Source organism: Plantibacter sp. M259 (genome assembly GCF_006065115.1).
Taxonomy (GTDB): domain Bacteria; phylum Actinomycetota; class Actinomycetes; order Actinomycetales; family Microbacteriaceae; genus Plantibacter; species Plantibacter auratus.
Genome location: NZ_CP040750.1, coordinates 4,041,803 through 4,056,417 on the forward strand (window position 1 = coordinate 4,041,803; position 14,615 = coordinate 4,056,417).

The 14,615-nt window shown below is 69.6% G+C and carries 13 protein-coding genes and 1 pseudogene; 5 read left to right on the top strand and 9 right to left on the bottom strand.

Features of this window, described 5'->3' with window-relative positions:
• Positions 1-9: 9 nt before the first annotated feature.
• Both FGL15_RS18875 and FGL15_RS18880 read right to left on the bottom strand, forming a co-directional pair.
• Positions 10-1,235 (bottom strand): annotated as a pseudogene (locus FGL15_RS18875) (HRDC domain-containing protein).
• A 12-nt stretch (positions 1,236-1,247) separates the two neighbouring features.
• Positions 1,248-1,844 carry a DUF3000 domain-containing protein gene (locus FGL15_RS18880; RefSeq protein ID WP_079002473.1) on the bottom strand — a complete coding sequence of 199 codons (597 nt, stop codon included), beginning with the start codon at positions 1,842-1,844 and terminating at the stop codon, positions 1,248-1,250.
• A 25-nt stretch (positions 1,845-1,869) separates the two neighbouring features.
• Here FGL15_RS18880 and FGL15_RS18885 point away from each other — a divergent pair, with 25 nt between their 5' ends.
• On the top strand, positions 1,870-3,126 hold the full coding sequence (locus tag FGL15_RS18885; RefSeq protein ID WP_138947039.1) for a S9 family peptidase: 1,257 nt from the start codon (positions 1,870-1,872) through the stop codon (positions 3,124-3,126).
• Positions 3,127-3,142: 16 nt separating this feature from the next.
• Here the strand turns inward: FGL15_RS18885 and FGL15_RS18890 are convergent, their stop codons facing one another.
• Positions 3,143-3,577, bottom strand: a complete 435-nt coding sequence (locus FGL15_RS18890; RefSeq protein WP_086473321.1) for a SufE family protein — start codon at positions 3,575-3,577, stop codon at positions 3,143-3,145.
• Positions 3,578-3,660: 83 nt separating this feature from the next.
• A complete protein-coding gene (locus tag FGL15_RS18895; RefSeq protein ID WP_086473320.1) occupies positions 3,661-4,563 on the bottom strand; it encodes a sulfurtransferase in 903 nt (300 codons plus the stop codon).
• 136 nt (positions 4,564-4,699) lie between these two features.
• Between FGL15_RS18895 and zapE the strand changes: the two genes are divergently transcribed.
• The 3 genes from zapE to FGL15_RS18910 all read left to right on the top strand — a co-directional run bounded on the left by zapE (position 4,700) and on the right by FGL15_RS18910 (position 7,833).
• Entirely contained in the window at positions 4,700-5,761 is a 1,062-nt protein-coding gene (gene zapE / locus FGL15_RS18900) for a cell division protein ZapE (protein WP_138947040.1), read from the top strand.
• Between the two features lie 198 nt (positions 5,762-5,959).
• Entirely contained in the window at positions 5,960-7,189 is a 1,230-nt protein-coding gene (locus FGL15_RS18905) for an ammonium transporter (protein WP_138947041.1), read from the top strand.
• 98 nt (positions 7,190-7,287) lie between these two features.
• Positions 7,288-7,833, top strand: a complete 546-nt coding sequence (locus tag FGL15_RS18910; protein ID WP_240773637.1) for a type II toxin-antitoxin system PemK/MazF family toxin — start codon at positions 7,288-7,290, stop codon at positions 7,831-7,833.
• Between the two features lie 20 nt (positions 7,834-7,853).
• Here the strand turns inward: FGL15_RS18910 and FGL15_RS18915 are convergent, their stop codons facing one another.
• A complete protein-coding gene (locus tag FGL15_RS18915; RefSeq protein WP_138947042.1) occupies positions 7,854-8,177 on the bottom strand; it encodes a hypothetical protein in 324 nt (107 codons plus the stop codon).
• 202 nt (positions 8,178-8,379) lie between these two features.
• Here FGL15_RS18915 and FGL15_RS18920 point away from each other — a divergent pair, with 202 nt between their 5' ends.
• Positions 8,380-9,561, top strand: coding sequence for an MFS transporter (locus tag FGL15_RS18920; RefSeq protein ID WP_138947043.1), 1,182 nt, complete (start codon positions 8,380-8,382; stop codon positions 9,559-9,561).
• A 39-nt stretch (positions 9,562-9,600) separates the two neighbouring features.
• On the opposite strand, the gene FGL15_RS18925 is transcribed toward FGL15_RS18920, so the two are convergent.
• The 4 genes from FGL15_RS18925 to FGL15_RS18940 form a co-directional block, all read right to left on the bottom strand.
• Positions 9,601-10,326: an HAD family hydrolase gene (locus tag FGL15_RS18925; protein WP_138947044.1), complete on the bottom strand. Its 726-nt coding sequence runs from the start codon at positions 10,324-10,326 to the stop codon at positions 9,601-9,603.
• 76 nt (positions 10,327-10,402) lie between these two features.
• Positions 10,403-13,783 carry an ATP-binding protein gene (locus tag FGL15_RS18930; protein ID WP_138947045.1) on the bottom strand — a complete coding sequence of 1,127 codons (3,381 nt, stop codon included), beginning with the start codon at positions 13,781-13,783 and terminating at the stop codon, positions 10,403-10,405.
• Entirely contained in the window at positions 13,780-14,430 is a 651-nt protein-coding gene (locus FGL15_RS18935) for a DUF4194 domain-containing protein (protein WP_138947046.1), read from the bottom strand. Before FGL15_RS18935 ends, FGL15_RS18930 begins: the two co-directional genes overlap by 4 nt.
• Positions 14,424-14,615, bottom strand: coding sequence for a hypothetical protein (locus FGL15_RS18940; RefSeq protein WP_138947047.1), 192 nt, complete (start codon positions 14,613-14,615; stop codon positions 14,424-14,426). The genes FGL15_RS18935 and FGL15_RS18940 overlap by 7 nt, the downstream gene beginning before the upstream one ends.

Genomic DNA, 14,615 nt, shown 5'->3' on the forward strand with positions numbered 1-14,615 from the left:
CAGCGCTTCCTACGAAGCGTCCGGGTCAGGCTCCACCGGGGATTGGGCCGACTCGACAAAGGCGTCGGTGATCGCCCGGGCGGTCGCGTCGATCTGCCAGGGGCGTGCCTCGTGCTCGGCGAGTGCCGCGGCGACCGTCTCGACGGTGAGTGGTTCGGGCGGCGTCCAGGCCAGTCGGCGCAGCGTCTCCGGCGTGAGCAGGTTCTCGACCGGCATCGTCAGGAACTCCGCCGTCGCGAGGATCTTCGTCCGTGCCGCGGTGTACCTGGCGTGCGCGTCCGGGTTCTTGTCGGACCAGCTGCGCGGGGGTGGCAGCGTGTCGCTCGCCGGTCGGGCACCGGGGAGGTCCTCGGTGGTCTGGCCGGTGTGGATCGCGTTCCACCAGAGGTCGAGTTCGGTGCGGCTCGCGCGCCCACGGAAATCCGAGAGCGCTGCGAGGTCGCGCTTCGAGCTGGGGTTGGCCTTCGCGGCCGCGGTGATCGAGGCGTCGGGGATGAGCCGCCCGGGGCGGTGTCGCGGCGCTGCGCGAGTTCGTCACGCGCGACCCAGAGCTCGCGAGCGACGGCGAGGTTGCGTTGTCCGCGCACGGCGTGGAGTCCGGAGAGGCGGCGCCAGGGCTCGGCGCGGGGAGCCTTCGCCTCGCGGGCGAGCGTCGCCTGGAACTCCTGGCTCGCGATGTCGCTCTTCCCCGCATCCTCGATGCGGGCTGCCAGCTCCTCGGCGGCGTCGACGAGCAGCTCGACGTCGAGCGCCGCGTATTCGAGCCAGGAGGCGGGGAGGGGGCGGGTCGACCAGTCGGCGGCGGAGTGCTCCTTCGCCAGATGGATGCCCAACAGTTCCTCGACCACTGCGCCGAGCCCGACGCGCGGCAGCCCGAGCAGACGGGCGCCCAGTTCGGTGTCGAAGAGCTCGCTCGGGTCGATGCCCACTTCGCGGAGACAGGCGAGGTCCTGGCTGGCCGCGTGCAGGATCGACCGCTCACCCTGGATCAGGGCACCGAGTTCGGCCATGGAGCCGATGGCGGGCGGGTCGTAGAGGAAGACCCCGGCACCGCGACGGTAGACCTGGATCAGGTAGGCCCGCTGGGAGTACCGGTAGCCCGACGCGCGTTCGGCGTCGAGCGCGAACGGTCCGTGACCCGCGGCGAGCACCTCGAGTGAGGCGAGGTAGGCCTCGCGGGTGTCGGTGACGACCCGTGGTGCGGTGGGCGCGGGCGGGGGAGGAGCGGTGCTGATTCGGGCGCCGCGTCACTCACGGTGAGCTCGTTTGACGGACAACAGGGAGACCCCTTCGGTGGTCGGAGGCAAGCCGGCGAGCATGCACAGCAGCTCTCCCCATCCTTCCACGTGCGCCGCGACGTCGCTCTCCAGCGGTGTCCACGACGCTCGGAGCTCGATCTGTGCGCCGTCGCCCTGCCGGGCGAGCTCCCCGAAACCACTCGAGATGATCTTCGTCGCGGTGCCGGACGCCGCCTGGTAGGAGGCGCCGCGGGTGTCGAGGGCGTCCACGAGCCAGGACCAGGCGACCTCGGCCAGGAACGGGTCGAGTCCGATCTCGGTCTCCAGGGGCGCCTGGGCGAAGCAGACGACGCGGAAGCGTCCACCCCAGGCGTCAGAGCCGTCCGGGTCGTACAGGAGGACGAACCGCCCCGTACCGAGGTCGGAGTCGGCATCGTGGCGACTCGGTGAGACGTCGGCCGCGAGGGCGATGGCGAACGGCGCGAGATTGCTCGGCGCGGGGATCTCCGTGACTCTCAGATCGGGCCGGACGGCTGCAGCGCGAACAGCGTCCACCGCTCGGGCGAACTCTTCGGGAACCTTTGCCGTCGTCGGACTCTCTACCACGACTGAAGACTAGAGTTACATCCCGATGAATGGGCAGAGGCACGCCGGGCGGAGACGCGGACCCGGGTCGCAGGCAGGCGGTCGAGGAGCGGCGAACACCGGCATCCGACGGCGGGGTTCGGCGACGGATGCGATCGTCATCGCCGGTGGAGCCGCTGCCGCCGTGGGCGCCCTCGGACTCGCCGTCGTCGCGACCATCGCCCGCAAGGTGGTGGTCCCGGCTCGGGACCGCCCGAGTGAGGCGCGCATCGTCGGGTTGGACCGTGCCGGCGGGACGGTCGAACTCGTCGCCTCCCCGGACACGATCGTCCCCGGCCGCTACGGCAGCTGGGTGACGAGACGTGCCGCCTACGTCCAGCTGGGCGACATCCTCGAGGTACGGCAGCACACCGTGGTCCGGACCCTTCTCGGCGGCGACGTCGACGCACTCCGCGTCGGCCAGGAGGCCGAGTTCAGCGGGTGGTTCTTCCGCCGCCCGGAGGAGCTGGGCCTCGCCCACGAGGACGTGCTCGTACCGACCCCGCTCGGGCCGGCGCCGGCGTGGGCGATCCACCCGGAGGACGGACCGTCCACGCGCTGGGCCGTCCTGGTGCACGGCCGGGGGACCACGCGATCCGAAGCGCTCCGAGCGGTGCCGAGCTTCCGCAACGCCGGGTACTCGTGCCTGCTCGTCTCCTACCGCAACGACGGCGATGCTCCGCCTGCGCTGGACTTCCGCTACGCGCTCGGCGACGAGGAGTGGCGCGACGTGGACGCCGCCATCGGTTGGGTACGTGAACAGGGCGCCGCCGACGTCGTGCTCATGGGCTGGTCCATGGGCGGAGCGATCGTGCTCCAGGCCTCACGACGGACGACGCACCCCGAACTCCTCCGCGCCGTGGCGCTCGATTCGCCGGTCATCGACTGGGTGGACGTCCTCCAGCACCAGGCCCGGGAGAACCGGATCCCCAGTGTGGTCGGTCGGGTCGCCCTGCTCGCCATCAGCCGCCGGTGGGGACGCCTCCTGACCGGGCAGGCGACGAGCATCGATCTCGGTCGGCTCGACTACGTCGCCAACGCCGCCGACCTCGCCTTGCCGATCCTGCTGATGCACAGTGACGACGACGGTTACGTCCCGGCGGGGCCGTCGCGGGCGCTCGCCCTCGCGCGACCGGACATCGTGACGTTCGTCCCGTTCACCGTCGCCCGTCACACGAAGCTCTGGAACTACGACCCGGAGCGTTGGACCGCCGCGGTCTCGGACTGGCTCGACGAGCTCGTGCCGCTACCGCCCGGGCACTGACCGACGGGCCGACGACTCAGACGAGTTCGCGGAGGCGGCGCTTCGTCCGGCCGAGCAGCGCCGACATCCCGCGCAGCCGCAGCGGCGACACCGCCCGGGAGAGTCCGATCATCTGCGGGAAGTCGTCGGGGACGGCGAGGACCTCGTCGACGGTGAGTCCGGCGAGCCCCTGGACGAGGATGCTCGCGAACCCACGAGTGGTCGGCGCCTCCTCGGGAGCCGTCGCGAACAGGTGCACGATGCCGTCCTCGTCGACCTCGACGAAGAAGAACACGGGCGCCTGGCACTCGAGCACCCGCTCCATCAGATCGGGGTGGTCGCGGTAGCGCTCCGGGAGGTCCGGCAGCTCGTCGCTGAATTCGAGGAGCAGCTGCAGCCGTGAGCGTTCCTCGACGGCGAGGAACTCATCTCGGATCTCGGCGAGGTTCGGGGCGAGGAGGGAATCGGTCATGGTCTCTCCAGTATCGCAGCCGGGAACAGCGGACCGCCCTCCCGCACGGTGCAGCCGTGCGGAAGGGCGGTGGGCGGACGAGCTCAGCGCTTCGGTGCGTCGCCCGGCTCGGCGCCCTGCACGATCGGCACGCGCACGGCGCTGCCCCATTCCGTCCAGGACCCGTCGTAGTTGCGGACGTTGTCGAACCCGAGCAGGTGCTGCAGGACGAACCACGTGTGACTCGACCGCTCGCCGATGCGGCAGTAGGCGATCACCTCGTCGCCCTCGGCGAGGCCTGCGCCGTCGCGGTAGATCGCGTCCAGCTCCTCGACCGGCCGGAAGGTCCCGTCCTCGGCGACCGCCTTGCCCCATGGGACGCTCTGCGCACTCGGGATGTGACCGGCGCGGAGCGCACCCTCTTCGGGGTAGGCGGGCGCCGTGGTGCGTTCACCGCTGTACTCCTCGGGGGAGCGGACGTCGATGAGCGGCTTGCCGAGGTGGGCGAGCACGTCGTCCTTGTAGGCGCGGAGGGCAGCGTCGTCGCGCTCCACCACGGGGTACTCGACGGCGTCGCGCTCCGTGGCGTCGCGGGTGATCGCCCGGCCGTCCGCGATCCACTTGTCGCGTCCACCGTCGAGCAGCCGGACGTCCTCGTGTCCGAAGAGGCTGAAGACCCACAGGGCGTAGGCGGCCCACCAGTTGTTCTTGTCCCCGTAGATGACGACGGTGTCGTCTCGCGAGATCCCCTTGGATCCGAGCAGTGCGGCGAATGCGGCTCCGTCGATGTAGTCGCGCTCGACCGGGTCGTTGAGGTCGGTGTGCCAGTCGACCTTCACCGAGCCGGGGATGTGGCCGGTCTCGTAGAGGAGGACGTCCTCATCGGACTCGACGACGACGAGACCGGGTTCACCCAGGTGCGCTTCGAGCCACTCCGCCGTGACGAGGCGCTCGGGGTGGGCGTAGGCGGTGAACTTGGTCGAGGTCGAATCGGCGTCGACGGTCATGGGTACCTCCGGTCGTGCAGCTGGCTGCGGTGGGGCTCGGGTGTCGTGCATCTAGGCTGGAAGCCTGTCCCTTCGACAGTACGCCGTCCGCACCACCGAACCGCACCGATGCGTCAGACGCCGTAACCCAGCACCCATGCAGAGCCAGAGGTTTGCCGTGACCACGCCTTCCGTCCCGACCGGATTCCGCAGCCTCACCGACCGTGTCCCCACGGTCAGTGGCGCCGAGATCGTCGCGAGCCTGACGCCGCCCCGGCAGTTCGAGCAGGCGAGCTTCGACTCGTACCGTCCGGATCCCGACTTCCCGGGCCAGGCGGCCGCGGTCGAGAAGCTCCGCGGTTTCTTCGCGCCCCAGGCCGGCGGCGGCGGCGGATTCTTCGGACGGCGGAAGTCCAAGGCCCCGGCGGCCAAGCCGGGCATCTACCTGGACGGTGGCTTCGGCGTCGGCAAGACCCACCTCCTGGCGGCGCTCTGGCACGATGCGCCCGGTCGGAAGAAGTACTTCGGCACCTTCATCGAGTACACGGCCCTCGTCGGTGCGCTCGGCTACGCGGCGGCGGTCGCGCAGCTGACGGGCGCGACGCTCATCTGCATCGACGAGTTCGAGCTCGACGACCCGGGCGACACGATGGTCATGACCCGACTGCTCGGGGAACTCGTCGCGACCGGGACGAGGATCGCTGCTACCTCCAACACGCCGCCGAACGCCCTGGGGGAGGGCCGCTTCGCCGCAGCCGACTTCCTCCGCGAGATCCAGGCCATGAGCGCTAACTTCGAGACCCTCCGCATCGACGGCACCGACTACCGCCGTCGCAGCATCGAGGGGCACGCCGTGGTGAGTTCCGAGGAGCGGTTCGACGCCCGCACCGCGGAGGCGGCGGCCGCCGACCGGGACGTCACGGTCGACACCTTCGACGGTCTCATCACCCACCTCGCCGCCGTCCACCCGTCACGGTTCATCGGACTGCTCGACGGCGTCGACCTGATCGCGCTGCGCGACGTCCACGAGTTGACCGACCAGGGCCAGGCGCTCCGGCTCGTCGCGTTCATCGACCGGGTGTACGACGCACAGATCCCCGTGGTCACGACCGGCACGGCCCTCGACGAGGTGTTCGGTGGCGACATGCTCAACGGTGGATACCGCAAGAAGTACCTGCGCGCGATGTCGCGCATGATCGCCCTCACCTCGATGGACTGACCGGTCCCACCGCGTCACGAAACACGCTGTTTACCTGGGCGGCACTCGCGTAACACATCGGAAACACGCTGACAGTCGTGCGGAAACCTCCGTTCCCCAGACTGGTCGCTGTACCGAGTCGGACGGCGAGACCGAGCTCAGCCAGTCCTCACCATCTCGGGCACCCGTTGCAAGACCACGATGTGTGAGGAAGATCCAATGGATACAGGCAGTATCGCTTGGGGAGTCACGGCAACCGCTCTGGTGCTGTTCATGACCCCCGGCGTCGCATTCTTCTACGGCGGCCTCGTGAAGGCGAAGAGCGTCGTCAGCATGATGATGATGAGCTTCGGCGCGCTGGGCCTCATCAGCGTGCTGTGGATCCTCTACGGCTTCAACATGTCGGCCGTCGGCAGCCCGCTGGAGTTCGCGGGCAACCCGTTCTCCGACTTCGGGATGACCGCACTCGCGAGCGGCGAGAGCGCGAACACCGACCTCGTGGGCGCGGCCTACGGCGCCACCTTCGCGATCATCACGATCGCGCTGATCTCCGGCGCCATCGCCGACCGTGCGAAGTTCGGCTCGTGGATGATCTTCGCCGGCCTCTTCGCGACCATCGCCTACTTCCCGATCGCCGCGTGGGTCTGGGGCGGCGGCTGGATCATGAACCTCGGCACCACGCTGTTCGGTGAGGATGCCGGCATCGGCGTCATCGACTACGCGGGTGGTACCGCGGTGCACATCAACGCCGGAGCCGCCGCGCTCGCCCTCGCCCTGGTGCTCGGCAAGCGCATCGGCTTCCAGAAGGGCATCACGAAGCCGCACAACGTGCCGCTCACCCTCCTCGGTGCCGCCATCCTGTGGTTCGGCTGGTTCGGCTTCAACGCCGGCGCCGAGTGGCTGAACGAGCTCGCGAACGTCGGACTCATCGTCGTCAACACCGTCGGGGCCACCGCTGCCGCCATCATCGGCTGGATCGTCGTCGAGAAGTTCAAGGACGGCAAGGCGACCTCGGTGGGCGCCGCCTCCGGTGCCGTCGCTGGTCTCGTCGCCATCACCCCGGCGTGTGCGAACCTGACTCCGGGTTGGGCGCTGCTCCTCGGCATCGTGGCCGGCGCCGTCTGCGCCATCGCCGTCGAGCTGAAGTTCAAGCTCGGCTTCGACGACTCGCTCGACGTCGTGGGCATCCACCTGGTCGGTGGCCTCATCGGCACCCTGTACCTCGGCTTCTTCGCGACCGAGACCGGCCTCTTCGTCGGCGGCGGCATCGAGCAGCTCGCGGTCCAGGCCATCGCCGCCTTCGCCGTCCTCGTCTACTCCTTCATCGTGGCCTTCGTCATCGGCTTCGCGATCGAGAAGACGATCGGCTTCCGCGTCAAGAACGAGGACGAGATCGCCGGCGTCGACACCTCCGTGCACGGCGAAGAGGGGTACGCCCTCGTCGACTGACCTCGACCGCCTCCGCTTCGCCGAACGGGCGTCGTCCACCAGGACGGCGCCCGTTCGGCGTTCCCTGCGGTGGGAGCCGCGGACGATAGGGTGACGGCGTGTCAACCTTCACCTCGATCATCCGCCGCGTCGCGAACGCACTCCTGGGCCCCTCCACCCGCGCCGCTTCCAGTGCGGTGCGCACCGCCGGCCTCGCGACGCCACCGACCACCACCGCCGCTTCACCCGGACGCTCAGGACGGACGGCGACGGTCGAGGTCGATCCGCGGGCGGTGGGCACCGTGTCCATCGACTACGCCCCGGCCGTCGACGGCGATCCCGATCCTGGCGAGATCGTCTGGACCTGGGTGCCGTACGAGGAGCGCGACGGGCGTGGCAAGGACCGTCCGGTGCTCATCGTGGCGCGCTCGACCGGAGGCTGGGTGCTGGCGGTGCAGCTGACGAGCAAGGATCATTCGCAAGACGGTGAGTTCGTGCCGCTCGGCACCGGCGGATGGGACAGTGCCGGCCGTCCGAGTTGGGCGAACCTCGACCGCGTCTTCCGCGTGCACCCCGACGGGATGCGGCGGGAGGCGGCTCAGGTCCCGCGTGATCGCTTCGCCCGAGTCGCCACTGGGCTCCGTTCACGGTACGGGTGGCGCTGACCGACCTTGTGACCCGCCGCTCAGGCGTACCGGTCGCTCCGTCGCGGCGCTGCGTCCCACGGCACCTGCCCGTGCTCCCAGGCGTCCGCGGAGCTTGGGGTGGCCGGTGCAGCGGACCGGCGTCCACCCGGCACGGCACGCTCCGCCTCGGCGAGCGTCGCGAACCGACCGATCAGTCGGCGGTCCTCTGAACGCGGAGCCCAGGTGACGCAGCGGAAGTAGGCCGGTGCGCCGCTCGGCGCGAAGTACTTCACGAGGCCGGCCGGCCGGTCGGGTACCTCTCGCATCACGATCCATTCGGCCTCGCCGATGCGGATCGGCGGGGCAGCGGGGCGATCGGGCATGATTCGAACATATGTTCGATTCTGAGGGATGTCAAGGCGACACCGGTGATGACGAGGTGCCAGGACGATCGCCGCAGTGCTGTCTCACCAGACGGGTGGATATTGACCGGTGGTCGGCTCGAGGACGAGATCCGAGCTCGTGCAGGATCCTTGTTCGGCAGAAGTCCTAGGAGAAACCCCTGTCACCCAGCAAGCTGGCTGCATGTCGTCACGAGAACCGGTCCGTCTGTCGAGCCGGACAGCGTTCATCGTGGTCGCGGCGGTCCTCGGCCTCTCCTTGTGGGCGAGTGGGTCACCCGCGATGGTCTATCCGATCTACGTCGACGAGTGGGGCGCTACCCCCGCGCTGACGACCGCACTCTTCGCCACATACCCGCTTGCGCTCGTCTCGGCTCTCACGGTCGGCGGCACCCTCTCCGATGCGCTTGGACGACGAAGTGTCCTCCTGGGCGGTATGAGCGTCGTAGCCCTCGGCACGCTCGTGTTCCTCATCGCGGGAGCGCTACCGTGGCTGTTCGTCGGCCGTGCTGCACAGGGCATCGGTGTGGGTATCGGACTGAGCGCGGCCGCCGCGGCCCTGACCGACTTCAACGTGTCCGCGCGTCCCGCCAGAGCGAGTGCGGTCAACACCGCCGCGACATCGATCGGTGCCACGGTGGCGATCATGGCGGGTGGCGCACTCGTGCAATTCAGTGCAGCCCCGGCGCGGGCGCCCTTTGCGCTACTGCTCGTCGTCGTCATCGTGACGCTGGTGCTGCTCTGGTTCCTGCCCGAACGCGAGACGGTCCATGCACCGTGGCGGCCCACGCGGCCCCATGTCCCCGTGGCGGGTAGACGATCCTTCGTCATCGGCACTGGAACCGTGCTCAGCGCGTTCGTGATGGGCGGTGTCTTCCTGGCGCTCGGGGCCCAGATCGCGAAAGAACTCGTCGGCTCACAGAACGCGTTCATCACGAGTCTGGCGCTGGCGAGTTGGCCTCTTGCAGGTGTTCCGGCCGCATTCGTCGCGAACCGGATGCGGGTTCGAACGGCGAGTCTGATCGGTGGCGCGGCGGCCGCTGTCGGGTCCGTCCTCCTGCTCCCGGCAGCTGCGCACCACTCGTTCGCGATCTTCCTCCTGGCCAGCGTGGTGAGCGGATTCGGATACGGGCTGATGTTCTCTGCAGGATTCTCACTCGTCTCGGCAGCAGCACCGGAGAAACAGCGGGCAGGTGCGCTGTCGACCATGTATTTGACGGTCTACATTGCTCAAGCTGTCGGTGCTGTCGCAATCGGCGTCGTCGCGACCAGCGCAGGGCTCGCCACAGCGCTGACGATCGGGATGCCGGTCATCGCACTCCTCTGCGTTCTCGCAGCGGTGTGCGCGCTACCGAAGTCGAAGTAGCCCCAGCAGCGCGTCAGTGTCAGCGCTCGGCTGGATCGTTCACGACGGGCTCGCGAGCGCGAACGCTCGCCACGTCCCGTCCGGGGGCACGATCAGGCACGGCATTCCCAAGGCGGCACCGCCGACATCGTCGTGCGCTGAGTCGCCGATCATGAGGCAGTCCGTCGGATCGACGCCGAGCGCGTCCGCTGCCAGTCGGAAGATCCGCGGATCGGGTTTCACAGAGCCGGCCTCGTAGGACAGGATCACGGCGTCGAATGCAGTGGCGATGCCCCATCGTTCGAGCGCCGGGCGGATGTCCAGCGCGATGTTCGAGACGATCCCGAGACGCGTCCCCGCTGCGGATGCTCGGGCGATGAAGTCGGATGCGCCTGCGTTCAACACCCATTGGTTCGGCATCACCGCGTACAGCGCTTCGGCGAAATCGATCGGTATCGCGTCGTCATGGCTCAGGGTCGAGACGAAGGCGTCCCGATGCGCGGCGGGGTCGAGGTCCCAGTCCAGAGCCGGGAACAGCCGTCTGGCCTCAACCCACACGTTTCGGATCCGCTCACGTGGGATCGCCCCCGGTGCGGGCCCACCCGCGAGCAGGTCGCTCGCTTCGTCGATCCACTCGTCCACCGACCGGACGACCGCCAAGGTGTTGTGGAAGTCGAGGAGCACCGCGGTCGGGCGCGCACCCGACGGGCGCGACGGTCGTGCCTCAGCCTGCCCCGTCGCGCGAACAGGCTGACCGGAAGCTCCATCACCGCTGTACTCGCTCATCCCAGCAACCTAGCTCAGCGACGCGACGGGGGGGGATCGATCACCGCGCATGGTGGCGGGTCGGCGGGTCTCCTGCCTATCCGACGCGTTCGAGCGGCTCGACCGGAGCCGACCGCTCGATCTCGGCGACCCAGGCGTGTCGGGTCTCCGGATCCTTCCGGATCGACAGGAGCCGGTCCATGTAGGGCTCGAGTGCCGTCACCTTGTCGAGCGGCGCCCCGATCACGAGCTGGAAGCCGAGCCGCAGCCAGGCGACCACCGCGCGGCCGGCGAACTCCGAGTCCGCCTTGATGAAGCCCTCGTCGAGCAGGACCGGCGCGAACCTCGGACGCGGGCGGTCCTCGTCACCGAGCTGGTAGCGCAGAGCGGCGCCGACGATGAACGCGACGAGCTCCTGGGTCTCGCCACCGCTCTTGTCGCCGAGCGAGGAGTAGACGCTGACGTCCTGACCAGACGTGTCGTACCGCACGGCGGTGATCTCGACGTGGCGGCGCACGTCGAGTACCTGGTCGCGGGTCGACTGGGACCCGGCACCCGTGTCGCGCATCGACTCCATGAACCGGCGGAGCCGCTGGAAGCGGGCCTCCAACTCGTCGTCGCCGAGCTTCGCGGTGACCTCGCTCGACAGGGCGCGCAGCTCGCGCCGGAAGGCGGAGGCCTCCTCGCGATGCACCCGGCGGAGGACGATCTTCAGACGATCGTGCGCCGGCCCGAACGGCAGGTCGCGCAGGATGTCGTTGACCGGGACCAGGCGGTCCTCGATCTCCTCGACGGCGCTGTCGAACGCGCTGCTGAGGGGCACGAGGTCCTCGCCGCTCCACTGGGACAGCCGGCGGCGCCACTCCTGACGGCGCTCGGGGAGACCGGTGCCGAGGATGCCGTCGAGGATCGCCCGGTAGTCGCCATAGGACTCGAGCGTCGTGCCGAGGTTGGGGTCGTGCCAGATCGACTGGTACTGCTCGAACACGTGCACCTGTGCGAGCGCGGCCTGCTCCGCCTGGCGGACGGCCGACGACAACTCGTCACCGAGCCGGGCGCGGAGCCGCTTCATCGCATCGCCGAACCCGCTGAGTGACGGCACGCCGCCCACCGCTGCGAGAGCGGCTTCGATCCGCTCGACGTCGGCGGGGGAGACCTCCTCCACCTCGGAGCGCTCGAAGCGGTCGATGACCGTCGTCGCGGCGTCCTGCTGATCGACGAGGACCCCGTGCTCCTCGTCGAGGCGTCTGACACGGTCTTCGGCCGGGAACCGCTCGGCGTTCGCGGCGTCGAGTTCACGTTGGGCTGCCGCCACCGAGCCCTGGAGCTCCTGCAGGACGTCACTGGCGTCGAGCAGACGCTCCAGCTCGGCCGCGGCTGCGTCACGATGCGCAGCAGCACCGGCGACGTCGATCCTGGCCCACTCGGTGTCGAGACGATACCGGTGGGCGGCCCGCTCGGCCTCACGACGCGACAACCGCTGCTGGATGCCGGCCTGTCGACCGGCGATGACTTCGAGGCGCCCGCGGATCTCGGCCGTCTCCGCCTCGATCGACGCGATCCGCGCCTCATTGGTGAAGCCGAGGATCGGTGCACCGCCCGTGTCGCCATGGGAGCCGCGGCGGCCGTCACGCAGCTGGCCGTTCACGGTCACGCGGCGACCGCCACCCGAGAGCTCCGACGGAGACTCCACGCACCGCGCGTCGATCCGGTCCGAGGTCACGCGCTGCTCGATCCACGTACTGAACGGCGAGGTGCGGTATGTGACACGGCCGGAGATGAACGCGGGGTCACCTGCGTCGGGGGAGGACGGCTCATGCAGCGGGACACCCTCGAACTGCAGGCGGACCGGGATCCGGACCGCGTCGATTGCACGGCCGAACGCGTCGAGGTGTTCCTCGTCGACGAGGACGGTCCTCGCGAGACCGTGCAGGGTGACCTCGATCGCGGGACGCCAGGCGGCATAGGCGGGAGCGACGTCGATGAGTTCGGCCACGAACGGCAGCTGTTCGGGATCGAGTCCGGCCGCCTCGGCGAGGGCGAGCCTCGCCCGGTGGAGTCGATCGGGGACCGCGCCGTCACGGCCGCGAAGCGATTGCAGCTCACGGCGGAGCTCGGTGTTGCGTTCCTCGAGGGGGAACGCTTCGCGATGCAGCTGGGCGCGATCGGTCTCGATGGCGTCGAGCGCGCTGTCCTCGTCGGCGAGGAAGTCCTCGCTGCGGCCGAGCGCACGCCGGAACGATGCTTCGTCCTCGATCGGATCGTCGAGGACCTCGGTGCGCTCGTCGAACAGCGACCTGGCTCGTGCCACCTCGGCGTGCGTCGCCTCCGCGGCCTCACGCCGTTCCTCGGCGCGCCGCAGCGCGCTCCCGCCCTGCTCCGACACCTGACGCTCGAGTTCACGGACGCGGACACCCGCCGCAGCAGCCCGTGCCCGTGCCGCCTCCAACGTGGCCCCGGCCTCGAGCTTCTCCCGCCGGTTCCGGGAGACCGCCTCATCGAGCAGTGCCTCGTGGGCGCGACTGCGCCAGACGGTGAACGGTGTCGTGCCGTCCTCGGTGAAGCCGAGGCGCTCGAGGTCGGCCGCCGCCCGGTGCCCGTCCTCGTAGTCGCGACGCAGCTCACCGAGCCGCTCGAGCACCCGGGCCTTGCGGCTCTCGGTCTCCATCGCGAGGTAGGCCTCATCGAGCGCCTCGAAGTGCGACAGCGCCCGGTCGGCCGCGTCGTACGTGCTCGGACGCTCCAGCACCATCGACTTGTACAGGCCGTCGACCGTCGGCAGGTGCTGGCCCGCCTGGATCCGGGCCAGCAGCCGCATCGCCCGACCACCGTCGCCACCGGCACCGATGCCGAGACGGGTGTGCAGGGTGTAGGACAGCTCCGCGTAGGTGTCGCGGACGACGAATCCGGGGATGCGACCCTGGAGCTCGCCGGCGTCGAACCGCTTGGGCACGAACGCCTCGAGGTCCGTGAGCTCGAACGGCCCGTCGACGGTCGCCATCGTCATCGACAGGTCACCGGTGCGCAGCGCACGTCGGGGGACGAGGTAGGCGCGTACGACGGTGAAGCGACGGTCGTCGTCGTTGAGGAACGTCACCGCCACGGCACCCCAGGTGAGCTGATCCGTGCCGCGCAGGTTGATGTCGCGCATCGCCCCGGTCTGCGGGTCCCGTGCCGAGTCGACTTTGCCGCGAAGATACGTCAGCAGGTTGCGCTGGTCGGGATTCCGCGCCCGTCCGACCGCTGCGTCGTTGGAGGCCCCGTTGAACGGCACGTCCGACGGCATCATGACCGCGAGGTACGCGTCCATGAGCGAGCTCTTCCCGGTGCCGGAGGCACCGGAGATGAGCGTCGCGCGGGAGGCGAAGTCGACCGACCGGTACCCGTCGAACCCACCCCAGTTGATGACCTGCATCCGTTCGATGCGCCACTGCTCGACGAGGTCCAGCAGGGTGTCGGTGTCCGTGGAGCGGCTCATCGGTCGTCCTCTGCTGCTGGTGGCTGGGTCTGGTCGTCGGGGGAGTCCTGCGACTCGGCTGCGGTGCCGTCGGGCTCGCCGTCCGCGTCGGCATCGGGTCGCGGCTGCTCGGAGGCCGGATCGACCGCTGTGGTCTGCGTTTCGAGCCACTCCAGGAGTTCCTGGAGGCGCTCGAGGGGGAGGAGCGTCTCCACCACCGACGCGATCCGGTGGCGGCGGGCGTCCTTGGTCCGCAGCAGGACCCGCGCGGTCAGCAGCTTGTCGATCGCGCGCTCGACGCGGCCGTCGTCGCGGGCGCGGTCGGTCGCGTGCTCGGGCCGGAAGCTCGCGACGAAACCGAGCAGCTCGTCGTGTTCGACGATCGCGGCTCGTGCGCCGTTGGCCAGCTCGGTCCGGAGACGCGTGCGCAGGTAGACGAGCAGGATCGTCTCCTCGCGGCTGTAGCTGGTGTCGTGCAGCAGGGTCGGGAAGGGACGCCGCCCGCTCTCCGAGCCCGCCTGACGCTTGAAGGCGACCTCGGCCGAGCGGTCCACCTCGAGCTCCAGGAACAGTTCGTTGAGGCGGGATCGCAGCAGCGACTCGGACTCGAGGACCGTCCGCCACTCGGTTGGCTGGAGCGCTGGGCTGACGTAGCGGTGCTTCAGCAGGGCGACGAGCGCACGACGTTGGGCCGCGTCGAGGCGTCCCTCGTCCCCTCGAAGAGGGCGAACGAGTCGTCATCCGGGCCGGCGACCGGCGCCTCGGCGGGTGCGAAGGCGTCGAGTCCGTCCGTCGTCAGGTCGTCCGACATCGGGTCGGTCGCCGTCACGGTGGGATCAGTCTCGGAGGTCAT